Consider the following 16,192-nt stretch of genomic DNA (forward strand, 5'->3'; position numbering starts at 1 on the left):
TGGCGCATGAAACACATCGATTGGAAAACTTACGACACAGGCAAGGTCTGGGACGAACTGGTCGACCCTCAGGGCCGACCGCGCCCGCACGGCGAACAACTGGCTAAATTGCTGGCCGGCATGGACGCTGACGATCTGGCGTCCCGGCAGGCCGCGGCCGATCTGGCGCTCAAGGAAATGGGCATCACCTTTACGGTCTATTCGGACGAAACCCAGGACGCGATCGACCGCACCTGGCCGTTCGACATCGTGCCGCGCATCATCGCGAAGGCCGAATGGGACAGGATAGAAGAAGGCCTGAAGCAGCGCGTCATGGCGCTGAACCGCTTCATCAACGATCTATACCATGATCAGGATGTCATCAGGGCCGGCATCATCCCGAAGGAAATCCTGGCCAGTTCGAGCAACTTCCGCCCGCAATGCATCGGCATGTCGCCCCGTTTCGGGATCTGGGCGCATATCTGCGGCTCCGACCTGGTGCGCGACCGCGACGGCACGGTGTATGTGCTCGAAGACAACCTCAGGGTGCCGTCCGGCGTCTCCTACATGCTCGAAAACCGCCTGGTCACCAAGCGCGTGTTTCCCGAACTGTTCGAGGATTACGCGCCGCTACCGGTCGACGACTATCCCTCGCAGCTTTACGACACGCTGGCCGCGCTGTCGCCGCGCGACATCGAATACCCGGAAATGGTCGTGCTGACACCGGGCATCTACAACTCAGCCTATTTCGAGCACAGCTACCTCGCCCAGCAGATGGGCTGCGAACTGGTCGAAGGCCGCGACCTCTATGTCGACAGCGACGACTGCGTGTACATGCGCACGGTCGGCGGCCCGGCCCGCGTCGACGTGATCTACCGCCGCGTCGACGACCTTTTTCTCGACCCGGAAGCCTTTCACTCCGACTCGATGCTCGGCGTGCCGGGACTGTTGCGCGCCTGGAAGGCCGGCAAGGTCGCGCTCGCGAATGCGCCCGGCGCCGGCGTCGCCGACGACAAGGTGGTCTATTCGTATGTGCCGGACATCATCGAATTTTATCTCGGCGAAAAACCGATCCTGCCGAACGTGCCGACCTGGCGCTGCATGGAGCCCGAGGCGCTCGCCGACACCCTGGCCAACCTCGAAAACCGGGTCGTCAAGCCGGCCAACGAATCGGGCGGCTACGGCATGCTGGTCGGCAGCGCCTCGACCAAGGCAGAACGCGAAGAATTCGCGAGGCGCCTGAAGGCAGACCCGCGCAACTACATCGCGCAGCCGGTGCTCGGGCTTTCGACAGTGCCGACCATCGTCGAGAAGCAGATGGAGCCCCGCCACGTCGATCTGCGCCCGTTCATCTTGAGCGCCGAACAACAGCAAGTCACGATGGGCGGCCTGACCCGCGTCGCGCTGCGTAAAGGCTCATTGGTCGTCAATTCGTCGCAGGGCGGCGGCAGCAAGGATACCTGGATCGTACCGGTCGATAAGGAGTAAAAGATGTTATCGCGAGTCGCTGAAAATATTTACTGGCTGGCGCGTTATCTGGAACGCGCCGAAAACACCGCCCGGCTGCTGGCCGCCAACGCCGCGCTGCATCTCGACCTGCCGCGCGGCATCACGCCGGCTTGGGAGCCTTTGGTCGCGATGGCCGGCGCGCGCGAACTGTTCGAACGGCAGCATCCCGATTACAGCGAAAAGGAAGTCGTCAGATTCATGATCGGCTGCGAAAAAAATCCCAGCTCTATCCTGAGTTCCTTACGCGCGGCGCGCGAAAATGCGCGCACGATCCGCGATTATCTGCCGCGCGAAGCCTGGGAACTGATCAACAAGCACCATCTCGACGCCGGCGAGCAGCTCAACGAAGGCCTGTCCCAACGCGGGCGGCACGACTATCTGAAACGCATCATCCACAATTCGCAAACGCTGAACGGGATGCTCGCGGGCACGATGAACCACGACCAGGGCTATCACTTCCTGCTGCTCGGCCGCAATATCGAACGCGCCGACATGACCTCGCGCATCATCGACGTGCGCACGGACGGCCTCTTGCCCCTGGATAGCGAACTGCGCCCGTTCGAAACGATTCAATGGGTCAGCCTGCTGAAATCCCTCAGCGCGTATCAAATGTATCGCCGCAGCATGCAGGCCCGAGTCCGGCGCGGCGATGTGCTGATCTTTTTATTTCAAAGCCAGGATTTTCCGCGCTCGATCCGGCATAACCTGTGCAACATCGAACGCAGCCTGAAGACCTTGCCGAACCACGAGCCGGCGGTCCGCATTTTGTATCAAATCAAGACCCAAATTCTGTCGACCCAGGTCGAAAAAATGAAATGCGCGCCGCTACATGATTTCATCGATCAAGTGCAGATCGCGCTCGATCAGGTGCATGGAGAAATCAGCAGCGCATGGTTTCTACCTGCGGAATGATCAAAATAACATCTGATCAATTGTTGTAGTCATTGCATTATCTCGCCTTTATTAGCAGGAAAATGTGGTCTAGCCTAGCATTCTATTGAACCTTTTTAACAGTTTAAGGAATCTATACCTGTGTAGCCGTATGGAACATAAGACGTACACCGGGTTTTACCGAGACAAGAGAAAGAGATTAAGGGGGACCACTGTTTATTAACTCATACATGGGAAATGCAAAAAGTTCGTAAACAATTAATATCCATCAAATACGCGAGGAAGTTATTATGTTTATAAAATACAGCCTTATCCTAATACTGTCTATATTGGCAATGCCAGCATTAGCAGCGAGTTCCGCAAAAGCTGAAGATCACCATAAGGGGGCAAAAATTATTCTGCATTTTAAATCTATGTTTGGTGTGGATGCCCCATTCTTGTCAACCCCTCCTCCTGATGCTAATCCTCCTGGGAATGGCCCTCTTGATTCCGATCCTAAGGTCCGTGATGTTCTCGGCGATTATCAATCATGGAAGGTTGCCAAATCTGTCGATGGGAAATTATTTTCAGACGGCAAGCTTATTATTAACATTAAAGGACTCATTTTTGGTAACGGAAGTCCCAATGATGAAGACCATTTTCGGGTACTTGTAAGTTGTCAGACTGCTCCCGACAGTACTACAAACACCCCTTTCTCTAATGTTATCACTGATCCCTTTCCTGTCCACAAACCTATTGGCAAGGGCAATGCTAATATCAAAGTTCAGCTTGAAAATTTCCCATCCCCCTGTTTAGCACCGGCCGTCATGATTCTAAATGGTGACTCTGCTGAAGGAGATGTTTGGTTTGCCGTAACCGGATTCTAAGGAGACGAATAACGCTTGAGGTGCTTCCCATGATGAAGGCCAAAAGCTCTGTAAGTCATTGATTTTGCACCTCCAAAATAATTAATTATCTTTATAAATCAATAAGTTACATTGCCTCGAAAACTTTTGTCTTGTACAAAGGTTATCCCCCCCCTCAGGCAGGAGGGTTTTTGCAACATCGCAACTGCGATTAAACGTGTGGACGGGTTTACAAAACCCGTCCGGCTGAGAATTCAGACTTTTACAAATCAACCAATCCTTTCTGCCTGATACCGATATACCCGCACGGTATCCGACCAATAATCGGCCGGCAGCCCGGCCTTTTGTTTCAGATGCCGGAGAAACTGCTCTGCATCGGGCAACTGTTCCCAGACCGACGGCAGGAAAGTCCCGCGCCGCGCGCCCTCCTCGATGATCAAGCCGTCCACGCCGGGCCGAAGCTGCCTGAGCAAATCCTCTTCCGAACCGAACGTGATCGGCTCGGGCGGCGTCAGGATCGACAAATGGATTTCCAACTGCTCGAACTCGTCGGCGGTCAACGGCGGAAAGCGGTAATCCCTGAATGCGGCCGCAAACGAGTTTTCGGCAATATCCTCGGCCAGCGGCCGCACCGCCTTCAGCGTGCCGATGCAGCCCCTCAATTCGTAATCTTTATGCAGGGTCACGAAGGTCGCGCGCGGCTCCAGCAATTCCGGCGGCAAAGCGGACGGATCGACCGCCAACGGCTTGCCGGATTGCAGGCCGTGAAGGATCGAGCTCTTCGCCAGATCGAGCAGTAGTTGTTTTTGTTGCTGATTCATCCTTTCACTCCGGTACTTGATTTCCAGGTTGATTTGCTGGACATTCTAACAGCGTAGCTGGAATGTCTTGCAAAGGGATGCTTATTTTCCGATGCAGAAACTGGAGAAAATCTTGCCGAGCAAATCGTCGGACGTAAATTGCCCGGTGATTTCGGCCAGTGCGTTTTGCGCCTGTCTCAGGTCTTCGGCGACCAGTTCGCCGGCGCGGTTGGCTTGCAGTTGGTAGAGCGCGCTTTCGACGAAGGCGTGGCCCAGGCTAAGCGCTTCGAGGTGGCGGCGGCGGGCGATGAAGACGTGTTCGGCCCGGTCGTTGAAACCGACGCTTTGTTTGAGGTGGCGAGCCAGGAAATCCATGCCCTCGCCGGTTTTGATCGACAGATAAATTTGCGTGCCGGCGGCCGTTTCGATCATTTCCGGCGCGCGGCCGAGCAGATCGATCTTGTTATAGACTTCGGTGAGCGGAATATTGTCCGGCAGGGTTTGCCGAATCGCTTCGTCATCCGGGTCGCGGGCGTCGATCAACAGCAGGATCAGGTCGGCCTTGCGGATTTCGGCGTGGGCGCGGCGGATGCCTTCCTGCTCTACCGGATTGTCGCTGTCCCGGAGCCCCGCGGTATCGATGATGTGCAGCGGCATGCCGTCCAGTTGAATCCTTTCGCGCAGCACGTCGCGGGTGGTGCCGGCGATGTCGGTCACGATCGCGGCCTCGAAGCCGGCCAAGGCGTTCAACAGGCTCGATTTTCCGGCGTTCGGCTTGCCGGCCAATACGACCGTCATGCCGTCGCGGAGCAGGCGGCCCTGCTTGGCGGTTTGCTGGATTTGCTCGATCCGGCCGAGCAAGGCGGTGATGCGGTTTTCGACGACGCCGTCGCTCAGAAAATCGATCTCTTCCTCGACGAAATCGATCGCGGCCTCGACATAGGTGCGCAGCGCCGTCAATTCATCGACCAAGTCGTTGATCAGCGTCGAGAATACGCCCTGCATCGACATCTGCGCGGAACGCGCCGATTGTTCGGTGCTGCTTTCGATCAGGTCGGCGACCGCTTCGGCCTGCGCCAGATCGAGTTTGTTGTTTAAAAACGCGCGTTCGGTGAATTCGCCGGGATTTGCGACCCGAGCGCCGAGCGACAGCACGCGGCGCAGCACCATGTCGAGCACGACCGAGCCGCCGTGGCCCTGAAGTTCGAGCACGTCTTCGCCGGTATAGGAATGGGGGCCTGGAAAATACAGCGCGATGCCGGAATCGATGAGGGTCCGGTCGGCATCCAGGAAGGGGGTGTATTGCGCCAGTCGCGGCGCCAGGGGTTTGGCGAGCAGTTGGCCGGCAATCTCGCTGACGAGACTGCCGGAAATTCTGACGATGCCGACACCGCCGTTGCCCGGCGGTGTCGCAATCGCTGCGATGGTGTCTTTAAAATCGATCAGCACTTATGATGCAAGACCGGCTTTCTCGATTTGCTTGGTGATGTACATTTGTTGGCAGATCGACAAGGTATTGTTGACCACCCAGTACAGCACCAGACCCGCCGGGAAGAAAAGGAAGAAGATCGTGAAGATGATCGGGAACAGCTTGATCACCTTTGCCTGCACCGGATCGACCGGAGCCGGATTCAGGCCCTGCTGGATCTTCATCGTGAGGCCCATGATCAGCGGCAGGATGTAGAAAGGATCCTGCACCGACAAATCCTGCAGCCAGAGAACGAACGGCGCCTGACGGAATTCGACCGTTTCACCGAGCACCCAGTACAGACACATGAACACCGGAATCTGTAACAACAGCGGCAAGCAGCCGCCGAGCGGATTGACCTGCTCCTTCTTGTACAGCACCATCATTTCCTGGTTCAGGCGCATGCGGTCGTCCGCGAAACGCTCTTGCAGTTCTTTCAGACGCGGCTGAACCTTGCGCAGCTTCGCCATCGAGCGGAAACTGGCCTGGGTCAACGGGAACATCAACAGTTTAATGCAGAAGGTTACGCCGATGATCGCAAGTCCCCAGTTGTGGGTAAAGCTGTGAATCTTGTTCAACAACGAGTAGATCGGTTTGCCGATGAATGTCAGCACACTGTAATCCACGGTCAGTTCCAGGCCTTTGGCGACCTTTTCCATGACCGGCTGAATCTTCGGACCGGCAAACAAACTTGCGGTCAGATTTGCCGAGCCGTTTGCCGGCACGGTCACCACCGGCGAGTACGAGCCGATCACATAACGGTCGTCTTCCTGCAGCCATTTGGTATAGAAATGGTTGTCCTGCTCGGCGGGCGGAATCCAGGCGGAGGCGAAATAATGCTGGATAAACGCCGCCCAGCCGCCCTTCGTACCGGCGTCGAGCACTTCTTCGCGCATGTCGTCGAAGTCGATCTTTTTATATTTATCTTTTTCGGTATAGACCACGCCGCCGTTATAGGCGCGCATGCCGCCTGCCAGCGCACTGCCGCTGTTTTCCTTGAGCGGCGTTCTGAGCAATTGGCTGTACTGTCTGCCGCTCCAGGGTTGGGCGGACGCGTTGTCGATCTTTTGCGCGAGTTTGATTTCGTAGCTGCCGCGCGTAAAGGTAAACGCCTTGGTCACGGTCAGGCCGTTGCTGTCGGTCCAGGTCAACGGCACGGTCAGGCTGTCCTGGCCGTCTTGCAGCGTATAGCTGTCCTGGCTGCTGGCAAAGACCGTAAGATGGTTCGCCGCCGAAACGGAGCCTTGACTCGAGATCAGACCGCTTTGCGCGATAAAGTATTTATCCTGGGCGGCATTGAAGAGGCGCACCGGATTGCTGTCGATCGTTTCCGCTTCGAAACCGATCAAACGGCGCGCGGCATCGACGATCGTATTGCTTTGCTGAACCGGGTAAGCGAGCAGGTCCAGGTTCTGGATCGTGCCACCTAAAAGGTCGATTTCGAGCGCCAGCACGTCGGTTTTGATCTTGACGGTCTTGGAAGCAGGCGCGCTCGCGACAGCGGCCATACTGGCCTGCGCCGGTGCATTGGCGGCCGCTGGAGCCGTCTCGCCGCTTACGGTCGGCAAGCCTTCCTTGAGGTTCGCCGCGACGCTTTCTACCGCCTGAGGCACGGCCGGCTTCGGGCCGTAATCGATCTGCCATTGCTGGTACAGCATGAAGACCAGCAGGCCAAAGCTAAAGATGAGAAGAAATCTTATATTATCCATTCTTATTATTACCAAATTTTTCCGGGACGGCATCAATGCCGCCCTCGTGGAAAGGGTGGCATTTCAATAGTCTGCGCAGGGTGAGGTAGGAACCAGCCATGAAACCGTGGAGCCGAAGCGCTTCGATGGCATAAGTTGAACAGCTTGGATAAAACCGACAACGGTTTCCAAGCAGGGGACTTATGAAGTATTTGTAAAACTTGATGATCGCTATGAGCACGAAGCGCATCGGGATACCAGTCTTGACCAATGCTTTTCCAGGGAATGGCTTAACGCCTCCTCGGGTGCGTCGATCGCTTCCCTGCGCGCCAACACCACAATATCCATACTGCCCAAATTATGCTGCCTCATTCTGAAATTTTCCCTGACAGCCCGTTTGATTGCGTTCCGATGCACGGCCTTTTTAATTTGTTTCTTCGCGATTGCCAAGCCCAGCCGAGGATGATCGAGGTCATTCCTGATGGCTAATAAGGTAAAATATTGGTCGCCGGACTTTACCGGTTTGGCAAAAACTTTTTTGTAATCATCCGGCTTGTTCAGACGCAACGCTGAAGGAAAACTTAAACTGTTCTCAGTCACCCGATTGCCGACTACACTGTCAATTTGGCGCGGCCTTTCGCTCTGCGCGCGCTGAGGACCTTGCGGCCACCGACGGTTGCCATTCTGGCGCGGAAACCATGAGTTCTTGCGCGTTTAATCTTACTAGGTTGGTATGTTCTTTTCATTGGCTTTGCCCGATAGAAATAAATTAAGAAAAACAGATAAAAAAGCCTTAGGATGATAGAATAATCTGCTTAACCTGTCAATTTTATTACGCTTTAGCCTTTATTGCGTCAGCAAAATGACAGGCTCCCTGTCTTATTGTTTTACCATTATTATTTTAAAAACCTCATGAGTTCGATTTGGAGCAACTGTCTCGCCAAGCTTGAAAACGAAATTTCCAGCTCAGATTTCAGCACCTGGATTCGGCCGTTGCAGGCCGTCGAGAGCGAAGGACGGATCAGATTGTTGGCGCCTAACCGTTTTGTACTCGACTGGATCAAGGAACATCATTTCGCAAAGATCGAGGAAACGATCCATCAGTTCGCGGAAGGCTCAATAACGCTGGTTCTTGAAATCGGCTCGAAAAAACCGGAAGCGCCGGCGGCGGTTAAAACCCTGCAACCTGCGGAAACCAAAAAACAGCACCCCAATTTTCTGAACAAGGCGTTTACCTTCGATAATTTTGTCGAAGGCAAATCGAATCAGCTCGCACGCGCGGCCTCGATCCAGGTTTCCGAAAATATCGGCAAGGCCTACAATCCGTTGTTGATCTACGGCAGCTCGGGCCTCGGCAAGACGCACATGATGCACGCGATCGGCAATGCGGTGCTGAAAAAAAATCCGACCGCCTCGATCGTCTATCTGCATTCGGAAAAATTCGTGCAGGACATGGTCAAGGCCTTGCAGCAAAACCAGATCAACAGTTTTAAAGAATATTACCGCAGCCTCGACGTGCTGCTGATCGACGACATTCAGTTTTTTGCCGGCAAGGAGCGTTCGCAGGAAGAATTCTTCCATACTTTCAATACCCTGCTCGAAAAGAAACACCAGGTCGTATTGACCTGCGACAAATATCCGAAAGAAATCGACGGCCTCGAAGACCGCCTGAAATCGCGTTTCGGCTGGGGCCTGCCGGTGTCGATCGAGCCGCCCGACATGGAAACCCGCGCCGCGATCCTGATGAAAAAGGCGGACATCGCGCATGTCGAACTGCCGCAGGAAGTCGCGTTTTTCATCGCGAAAAGGATTCCGTCCAATGTGCGCGACCTGGAAGGCGCGCTACGACGGGTGATTGCGAATGCGCAATTCACCGGCCAGAAGATCACGGTCGAGTTTACCAAGGAGGCTCTGCACGACCTGATTTCGCTGCAGGACAAACTGGTCAATATCGACAATATCCAGAAAACGGTCGCTGACTATTACAAGATCCGCATCGCGGATTTGTCCTCGAAAAACCGCCGCCAATCGGTTACCCGCCCCCGGCAAATTGCGATGAGTCTCGCGCGCGAGCTGACTTCGCACAGCCTGCCGGAGATCGGCGACGCGTTCGGCGGCCGCGACCATACGACCGTGATCAATGCCTGCAAGCGCATCGTCGAACTGAAAGAATCGGACGTCAAGGTCGCGGAGGATTATGCGAACCTATTGCGGTCACTGTCGCATTGATCTTTGCGGGTCGGGGCCGGGGACACGACCAAAATGATGTAACGGATGTTATGCACGATTAAATATCCACGAAAAACGCAAAAAGCACGAAAACATGAATAAGGAAATTGGGTGCAAACAAGGCCGTTACAAAATTTGTTACGCCTCCATCCCTGTTGAAATAAAAGCGCTTTTCGCTACAACGGGAGCGCCGCTGAATTACCTGGAAGCGACGGGAATGCACCTGAGTTTGCCGCTCAACGTTAGCCACTATCCGAAAGCAGCAGATGAACGGATTGCGCCATGAAATTTTTCGTGCCTTTCGTGTTTTTTGTGGACAATGCTTAATCAGGATGTGAGCCGCGATTGCCACCGTTGATACTCGATATCCGCTCCTAATAGATATAATAAAGTCTGTAACATCTACCACTGCCCTTTTATTTGCCTTCGCCTATGAAATTCAGTATCAATCGAGACACCCTGCTCCCCCCTTTGCAACAAATCGTCAGCGTGATCGAAAAAAAGCAAACGATGCCGATTCTTTCGAACGTGCTGATGGTGATCGACGCGGACACGCTGACCATGACCGGCACCGATCTTGAAATCCAGATCGTTTCCCGCCTGCCCGTGATCGGCGCCCAGCCCGGCGCGATCACCCTGCCCGCCCGTAAATTTCTCGATATTTGCCGCTTGTTGCCGCCGAATACCGAGATCCGCATCGAACAACATGACGACATGGTCAAACTGGCCTCCCCGCGCAGCCGCTTTTCGCTGTCCTGCCTGCCGGCCGAAAACTATCCCGAATTCGCCGAATCGCAGATGGAGAATAGTTTTCAGATCGGCGCGGGCAAGCTCAAAAAAGCGCTCGAAAAAACGATGTTCTGCATGGCCAACCAGGATGTTCGCTACTACCTGAACGGCCTGCTGCTGCATATCTCGAATAATGCGCTCAAACTGGTCGCCTCCGACGGCCACCGCCTGGCGATCTACGAGGACGCCCTAGAAACGCCCACAGGCCTCGAAGCGCGCATCATCGTGCCGCGCAAAGGCGTACAGGAATTGTCGCGCCTGCTCGACGACAGCGACGCACAGCTCCAGGTCAGTTTTTCGAGCAACCATATCAAGGTCGAGGTGCATCACAGCGTGTTTTCGGCGAAATTGGTCGATTCCAAATATCCCGATTTCGGCAAGGTTTTCCAGCAAGGCTTCCTGCCCCCGCTGGCGATTCAAAAACCGCTGCTGCGTGAAGCGCTGACCCGCGCCTCGATTCTGGCCAATGAAAAATTTCGCGGCGTGACCTTCCGCTTTGCCGCCGACTTGCTCCATATCAACGCACACAACCCCGAGCACGAGGAAGCCGACGAAGAACTGCCGATTGCTTACAGCGGCGATGAATTCAGCATCTCGTTCAATGCGCAATACATGCTCGATGCGGTGTCGAATCTCGATGCGGATACCGCCGAATTGACGATCGCGTCAAACCTGAGCAGCTGCTTCATCAACGAACCCGAACAGCAGACTTACAAATTCATCGTGATGCCGATGCGGTTATGATGCGCGCGCAATGACTGTATCAAGACTGGATATTGCTTCGGTCAGAAATATCCAACACGCCACCCTGTATCCCGCGCCGACGCTGAATTTCATCTACGGCGCCAATGCCTCCGGCAAAAGCGCCCTGCTGGAGGCCATTTTCCTGCTCGGCCGCGCCCGCTCGTTCCGCTCTTCCTCGATCAAGCCCGTCATCCATTTCTCCCACGATCATGTGCTGGTCACCGCGCAAACCGTCTTCACGGGCGGCGCGCACCAATACGTCGGCGTCAGGCTCGACACCAAGACTTGCGAGATTAGAATCAATCAGCAGACCATGCCGAACAAGTCGAGCCTCGCCTATGCCTTGCCGTTGCAGTTGATCTATCCGAAAAGCTACGAGCTGCTGGATGGCGCCCCGCAGGCGCGCCGGGAGTTTCTGGACTGGGGCGTTTTTCATCACGATCCGGCCTTTTTGCCGGCCTGGCGCAATTATAAAAAAGCCCTCGCGCAGCGCAATGCCTTGTTGAAAAACCGGCAGCCCGAGCATCTTAAAGTATGGAACCAGGAGTTATCGTATTACGGTACAATAGTCACCGATTGCCGGCGTCGCTATCTGGAGACTTTTACCCCTGTTTTTCAAAGCATCGCCGGCCAGTTGCTGGGCCTGCCGTCGATGACGCTGTCTTTGTCGCCAGGCTGGGACAGCACCGAATCCTTGCTGCAAGTCTTGTCCGCAGACGCCGAAAAAGATTTGCGCTACGGCTTCACGCAGAACGGCCCCCACCGCGCCGATTTATTGTTGACCTTGGATCGCCTGCCCGCCCGGGACATTGTTTCACGCGGTCAGTTGAAACTCTTGGTCATCAGCCTGAAGCTCGCGCAGGTTCAACTATTAAACTCAAATGAACAAGACGCGGCCTGCATCCTCTTCGATGATTTCGCCGCCGAACTCGATCTGGCGAATCGCGCGAAGGTATTGGGTTATTTAAGCAGCATGCAGTGTCAGGCATTCATTACCGCCACCTCGCCAACCGATTTTGGCGATTTGTCCAACAGTCACAACCATAAAATGTTCCATGTGGAACATGGCAGGATCAATCCGGTCGATTGTTCCATGTGAAACATACGAAAAAACCAGAAGCAGGTACACAAATGAGTCAAGAAAACGGTCAGGAAAACATTAAGGATCAGTACGATAGCACCAATATTCAGGTGCTGAAGGGACTCGACGCGGTCAGGAAACGCCCCGGCATGTACATCGGCGACACCGATGACGGCACCGGCCTGCATCACATGGTTTTCGAGGTCGTGGACAACTCGATCGACGAGGCGCTGGCGGGCCATTGCAAGGAAGTGCATGTGATCATTCACAACAACGGCTTCGTGTCGGTCAAGGATGACGGCCGCGGCATTCCGGTCGATATCCACGAAGAAGAAGGCCGCTCGGCCGCGGAAGTGATCATGACCGTGCTGCACGCGGGCGGCAAATTCGACGACAACGCGTATAAAGTCTCGGGCGGCCTGCACGGCGTCGGCGTCTCGGTCGTGAATGCCTTGTCCGAAGAGCTGGAACTCGAAGTCCGCAAAAACGGCAAGCTGCATAAACAAACCTATAAGATGGGCGAACCGGTCGCCCCGTTGGCGGAGGCAGGCCCTGCCGAAGGCACCGGCACCAAGATCAAGTTCAAGCCGAGCACCCTGACCTTTGCCGATGTCGAGTTTCATTACGACATCCTGGCCAAGCGCCTGCGCGAACTGTCGTTCCTGAATTCCGGCGTGCGCATCATCCTCGAAGACGAACGCACCGACAAACGCGACGTTTTCGAATTCGAAGGCGGCATTTCGGCCTTCGTCGAGCATCTGAACAAGAACAAAACCCCGCTGTTCCCGGAAGTCTTTCATTTCGTGACCGAAAAAGACGGCGTCGTGGTGGAAGTGGCGATGCAATGGAACGATTCGTATCAGGAGAACGTATTCTGCTACACGAATAACATCCCGCAGCGCGACGGCGGCAGCCATCTGGCCGGATTTCGCGGCGCCCTGACCCGCACGGTCAATCAATACATCGAAACCAGCGGACTCGCAAAGAAGGAAAAGGTCGCAACGACCGGCGACGATGCCCGCGAAGGCTTGACGGCGGTATTGTCGGTCAAGGTACCGGACCCGAAGTTTTCCTCGCAAACAAAGGACAAACTGGTCTCCTCCGAAGTCAAACCGATCGTCGAATCGGCGATGAACGAGAAATTGCAGGAGTTCCTGCTCGAACACCCGCAAATCGCAAAAACGATCACGATGAAGATCGTCGATGCCGCGCGGGCGCGCGAAGCGGCGCGCAAGGCCCGCGAAATGACGCGCCGGAAAACCACGCTCGACATCGCGGGTCTGCCCGGAAAACTGGCCGATTGCCAGGAAAAGGACCCCGCCCTGTCCGAACTCTTCCTCGTCGAAGGGGACTCCGCGGGCGGCTCCGCCAAACAGGGCCGCGACCGCCGCACCCAGGCCATCCTGCCGTTGAAAGGCAAGATTTTGAACGTCGAAAAGGCCCGCTTCGACAAGATGATCTCCTCCGAGGAAGTCGGCACGCTGATCACCGCGCTCGGCTGCGGCATCGGCAAGGAAGAATACAATCTGGCCAAGCTGCGCTACCACCGCATCATCATCATGACCGATGCGGACGTCGACGGCTCGCACATCCGCACCCTGCTGCTGACCTTTTTCTACCGGCAACTGCCCGAGATCGTCGAAAAGGGCTACATCTACATCGCCCAGCCGCCGCTGTACAAGGTCAAAAAAGGCAAGCAGGAACATTATGTGAAGGACGATGCGGCGCTGAACGAATATCTGATCCAGCAGGCCTTGGACAAGGCGCAACTGTTCACCAGCGAAGATGTGCCGCCGATTCAGGGCCAGGGCCTCGAAAAACTGGCGCAGGAATTCACCGAAGTCACGCGCACGATCGACCGCCTGGCCCGACGCTACGACAGCGGCTTCCTGGAACAATTGACGCTGATGGACGTAGTGAACGAGCCGCTGCTCCAAGACAAGGAAGCCTTGCACGCCTGGCTGATGAGATTGCAAAGCAATCTTTCCGCCGCAGACGCCAAAACCCTCTATGCGGTCGAATTGGAATACCGGCACGAACAGGATTTCATCATTACGGTCGACAAACGCCGGCACGGCAACAACAAGCAATTCGTGCTGCCGGCCAGCTTTTTCAACGGCAAGGACTACCAAAGGATCGCGCACTATGCGCAATTGACCGCCGGCATGTTCAACGCCGCATCGTACATGCAGATGGGCGAAAAACAGCAGCCGGTCGCGAACTTCAAGCAAGCCTTCGACTGGATGATGCGGGAGATCAAAAAAGGCCAGCACATCCAACGCTACAAAGGCCTCGGCGAGATGAACCCGGAACAACTCTGGGAGACCACGCTCGATGCGAACAACCGCCGCTTACTGCAAGTCAGAATCGAAGACGTGATTGCGGCCGATGAAATCTTCACCACCTTGATGGGCGATGTGGTCGAGCCGCGCCGGGACTTTATCGTGAAGAATGCGCTGGATGTGGCGAATTTGGATGTGTGAGGCAGTGGTTAGCGGCTGACAGCCCTACCCTGTTTAGTCTCTATAAACCCAGCCCAACCGGTCGGTTGGGCTTTTTTTTTGTCCGAAAATCCATGAGTTAATGGGACAATTTAATCGCAGCTCTTTACACCTTTTTTACACGTCTATAAATACAATTTACTCGCCCCTTTGAATAGCCGAGGAATAAAGCGATTTCGCGGGCTTTTCATCATTCAACCGGAGAGAGTATGTTGCCTTTTGTTGTGCGCCTTCTTGGCTTGGCGTCGTTGGTAATTCCTGGACTTGGCTTTGCCGAGTCTACCGCGGAAGCGTCGCAACCCTTGCATATCGACTTGACCCATCACTGGATCGGCTATTTTTCCTTGGTCATCATGGTGGTGGCTTATGTTACTGCGATGTTAGAAGAGACAATCCAATTAAGCAAATCCAAACCGATGCTGTTGGCGGCCTCCATCATCTGGTTTGCCATCGCACTGGCTTATCAACAACAAGGCAGCAGCCTGCCGGCTATTGCCGCATTCAAGAGCAACTTACTGGCTTATATGGAGTTGATGCTGTTCATCATGGTCTCGATGGCCTATCTGAATGCGATGGAAGACATGGGCATTTTCCACGCACTGAAGGTCTGGCTGGTCGGTAAAAACTTGAGTTATCGGCAACTGTTCTGGATAACGGGAAGCTTGGTATTTCTGCTATCCAGTGTCGTCAATGGCCTGACGACCGGTTTGCTAATGGGCTCCGTGGTGGTGGCAGTGGGTAAAGACAATCCGCGTTTCGTCTCGCTGGCTTGCTTAAACATCGTCGTTGCTACCAACGCCGGCGGTTCGTTCAGCCCCTTAGGCGGCATATCGACGCTCTTTGTCTGGCAGCACGGCATGCTCGGCTTTACCCAATTTTTCAAGTTGTTCATCCCTTGCCTGGTGAATTTTTTACTGCCGGCAGCGGCGATGCATTTCGCCCTGCCAAAAGATAAACCCTTGGTGGAAAGTGAAGCGATACATTTGCCGCGCGGCGCGAAACGGATCATGATTTTGTTTGGCGTCACGATCGCGCTGGCGGTCAGCTTCGATATGGCGCTGGGCTTGCCGGCGGCGGCCGGCATGATGGCCGGTTTATCGTTATTGCAGTTTTTTTATTACTTTCTGGAAAAGTCCTATAAATTGAGCACTCGACATAACCTGGAGCTGGCGCTATTCTTCGGCGATGCGGCGGAGCCAAATTCCCGTACCGAAAAAAATCACTTCGATATTTTCAAGAAAGTCGGCCGGCTGGATTGGGATACCTTGCTGTTTTTCTACGGCGCGATGATGGGCATTGGCGGACTGGGCTTCATTGGCTATCTGGACGCGGTCTCAGAAGTGCTATATGGACAATTCAGCCCGACCCTGGCGAATATCATGATCGGTTTGTCGTCTGCCTTCGTCGATAATGGAACCTTGATGTTCGCGGTGCTGACCATGCATCCGGACATTCCCCAAGGCCAATGGCTGCTGTTGACCTTGACGCTGGGCGTCGGCGGCAGTTTGCTCGCCATCGGGTCCGCGCCCGGTATTGGCCTCTTAGGACAAGCCAAGGGCTTATACACCTTCCGTACTCACATGAAGTGGTGTCCGGTCATCTTGCTGGGTTATTTCGCCAGCATCGGCGTGCATTTTTTGGTCAATTCCGGATCTTTCTGAACTGGCG

General features: G+C 54.9%; 15 protein-coding genes. 9 read left to right on the forward strand and 6 right to left on the reverse strand.

The features are described 5' to 3' along the window. Positions 1 to 6 precede the first annotated feature (6 nt). The 3 genes from METLA_RS0113645 to METLA_RS0113655 all read left to right on the forward strand — a co-directional run bounded on the left by METLA_RS0113645 (position 7) and on the right by METLA_RS0113655 (position 3,245). Positions 7 to 1,467, forward strand: coding sequence for a circularly permuted type 2 ATP-grasp protein (locus METLA_RS0113645; protein WP_024299073.1), 1,461 nt, complete (start codon positions 7 to 9; stop codon positions 1,465 to 1,467). 3 nt (positions 1,468 to 1,470) lie between these two features. After that, positions 1,471 to 2,400 carry an alpha-E domain-containing protein gene (locus tag METLA_RS0113650; RefSeq protein WP_024299074.1) on the forward strand — a complete coding sequence of 310 codons (930 nt, stop codon included), beginning with the start codon at positions 1,471 to 1,473 and terminating at the stop codon, positions 2,398 to 2,400. Positions 2,401 to 2,669: 269 nt separating this feature from the next. Further along, the gene (locus METLA_RS0113655; RefSeq protein ID WP_024299075.1) at positions 2,670 to 3,245 is read left to right on the forward strand and encodes a hypothetical protein; all 576 of its coding nucleotides are present in this window, start codon (positions 2,670 to 2,672) and stop codon (positions 3,243 to 3,245) included. A gap of 248 nt (positions 3,246 to 3,493) precedes the next feature. Here the strand turns inward: METLA_RS0113655 and amrA are convergent, their stop codons facing one another. From amrA to rpmH, 6 genes are all read right to left on the reverse strand, one after another. Further along, positions 3,494 to 4,045, reverse strand: coding sequence for an AmmeMemoRadiSam system protein A (gene amrA / locus METLA_RS0113660; RefSeq protein ID WP_024299076.1), 552 nt, complete (start codon positions 4,043 to 4,045; stop codon positions 3,494 to 3,496). A gap of 81 nt (positions 4,046 to 4,126) precedes the next feature. Next, the gene (mnmE, locus tag METLA_RS0113665; RefSeq protein ID WP_024299077.1) at positions 4,127 to 5,473 is read right to left on the reverse strand and encodes a tRNA uridine-5-carboxymethylaminomethyl(34) synthesis GTPase MnmE; all 1,347 of its coding nucleotides are present in this window, start codon (positions 5,471 to 5,473) and stop codon (positions 4,127 to 4,129) included. Next, positions 5,474 to 7,201 (reverse strand): membrane protein insertase YidC, encoded by a 1,728-nt coding sequence (yidC, locus tag METLA_RS0113670; protein ID WP_024299078.1) that lies wholly within the window; start codon positions 7,199 to 7,201, stop codon positions 5,474 to 5,476. It abuts the gene before it with no gap. After that, on the reverse strand, positions 7,194 to 7,430 hold the full coding sequence (gene yidD / locus METLA_RS0113675) for a membrane protein insertion efficiency factor YidD (protein WP_024299079.1): 237 nt from the start codon (positions 7,428 to 7,430) through the stop codon (positions 7,194 to 7,196). The genes yidC and yidD overlap by 8 nt, the downstream gene beginning before the upstream one ends. Then, positions 7,412 to 7,780, reverse strand: a complete 369-nt coding sequence (gene rnpA, locus METLA_RS0113680; protein ID WP_024299080.1) for a ribonuclease P protein component — start codon at positions 7,778 to 7,780, stop codon at positions 7,412 to 7,414. The genes yidD and rnpA overlap by 19 nt, the downstream gene beginning before the upstream one ends. Positions 7,781 to 7,791: 11 nt before the next feature. Beyond that, entirely contained in the window at positions 7,792 to 7,926 is a 135-nt protein-coding gene (gene rpmH / locus METLA_RS22075) for a 50S ribosomal protein L34 (RefSeq protein WP_020564662.1), read from the reverse strand. Between the two features lie 166 nt (positions 7,927 to 8,092). On the opposite strand from rpmH, the gene dnaA reads away from it, so the two are divergent. The 6 genes from dnaA (at position 8,093) to nhaD (ending at position 16,185) form a co-directional block, all read left to right on the forward strand. After that, on the forward strand, positions 8,093 to 9,409 hold the full coding sequence (gene dnaA, locus METLA_RS0113685; RefSeq protein ID WP_024299081.1) for a chromosomal replication initiator protein DnaA: 1,317 nt from the start codon (positions 8,093 to 8,095) through the stop codon (positions 9,407 to 9,409). A 94-nt stretch (positions 9,410 to 9,503) separates the two neighbouring features. Next, the gene (locus tag METLA_RS22645) at positions 9,504 to 9,695 is read left to right on the forward strand and encodes a hypothetical protein (RefSeq protein ID WP_152539441.1); all 192 of its coding nucleotides are present in this window, start codon (positions 9,504 to 9,506) and stop codon (positions 9,693 to 9,695) included. Between the two features lie 146 nt (positions 9,696 to 9,841). Further along, entirely contained in the window at positions 9,842 to 10,942 is a 1,101-nt protein-coding gene (dnaN, locus tag METLA_RS0113690) for a DNA polymerase III subunit beta (RefSeq protein WP_024299082.1), read from the forward strand. 10 nt (positions 10,943 to 10,952) lie between these two features. Continuing rightward, entirely contained in the window at positions 10,953 to 12,041 is a 1,089-nt protein-coding gene (gene recF / locus METLA_RS0113695; protein ID WP_024299083.1) for a DNA replication/repair protein RecF, read from the forward strand. Positions 12,042 to 12,073: 32 nt separating this feature from the next. Next, positions 12,074 to 14,506, forward strand: a complete 2,433-nt coding sequence (gyrB, locus tag METLA_RS0113700; protein ID WP_024299084.1) for a DNA topoisomerase (ATP-hydrolyzing) subunit B — start codon at positions 12,074 to 12,076, stop codon at positions 14,504 to 14,506. A gap of 227 nt (positions 14,507 to 14,733) precedes the next feature. Next, positions 14,734 to 16,185 carry a sodium:proton antiporter NhaD gene (nhaD, locus tag METLA_RS0113705; RefSeq protein ID WP_024299085.1) on the forward strand — a complete coding sequence of 484 codons (1,452 nt, stop codon included), beginning with the start codon at positions 14,734 to 14,736 and terminating at the stop codon, positions 16,183 to 16,185. Positions 16,186 to 16,192: the final 7 nt, after the last annotated feature.

This window comes from Methylomicrobium lacus LW14 (assembly GCF_000527095.1).
GTDB lineage: Bacteria > Pseudomonadota > Gammaproteobacteria > Methylococcales > Methylomonadaceae > Methylomicrobium > Methylomicrobium lacus.

What these genes read in the sequence shown, in the direction of transcription:
- yidD (WP_024299079.1), bottom strand. Translation starts at nt 7,430, where the DNA reads ATGCGCTTCGTGCTCATAGCGATCATCAAGTTTTACAAATACTTCATA.
- METLA_RS0113650 (WP_024299074.1), top strand. Translation starts at nt 1,471, where the DNA reads ATGTTATCGCGAGTCGCTGAAAATATTTACTGGCTGGCGCGTTATCTG.
- METLA_RS0113645 (WP_024299073.1), top strand. Translation starts at nt 7, where the DNA reads ATGAAACACATCGATTGGAAAACTTACGACACAGGCAAGGTCTGGGAC.
- recF (WP_024299083.1), top strand. Translation starts at nt 10,953, where the DNA reads ATGACTGTATCAAGACTGGATATTGCTTCGGTCAGAAATATCCAACAC.
- METLA_RS22645 (WP_152539441.1), top strand. Translation starts at nt 9,504, where the DNA reads ATGAATAAGGAAATTGGGTGCAAACAAGGCCGTTACAAAATTTGTTAC.
- amrA (WP_024299076.1), bottom strand. Translation starts at nt 4,045, where the DNA reads ATGAATCAGCAACAAAAACAACTACTGCTCGATCTGGCGAAGAGCTCG.
- dnaN (WP_024299082.1), top strand. Translation starts at nt 9,842, where the DNA reads ATGAAATTCAGTATCAATCGAGACACCCTGCTCCCCCCTTTGCAACAA.
- nhaD (WP_024299085.1), top strand. Translation starts at nt 14,734, where the DNA reads ATGTTGCCTTTTGTTGTGCGCCTTCTTGGCTTGGCGTCGTTGGTAATT.
- dnaA (WP_024299081.1), top strand. Translation starts at nt 8,093, where the DNA reads ATGAGTTCGATTTGGAGCAACTGTCTCGCCAAGCTTGAAAACGAAATT.
- METLA_RS0113655 (WP_024299075.1), top strand. Translation starts at nt 2,670, where the DNA reads ATGTTTATAAAATACAGCCTTATCCTAATACTGTCTATATTGGCAATG.
- yidC (WP_024299078.1), bottom strand. Translation starts at nt 7,201, where the DNA reads ATGGATAATATAAGATTTCTTCTCATCTTTAGCTTTGGCCTGCTGGTC.
- gyrB (WP_024299084.1), top strand. Translation starts at nt 12,074, where the DNA reads ATGAGTCAAGAAAACGGTCAGGAAAACATTAAGGATCAGTACGATAGC.
- rpmH (WP_020564662.1), bottom strand. Translation starts at nt 7,926, where the DNA reads ATGAAAAGAACATACCAACCTAGTAAGATTAAACGCGCAAGAACTCAT.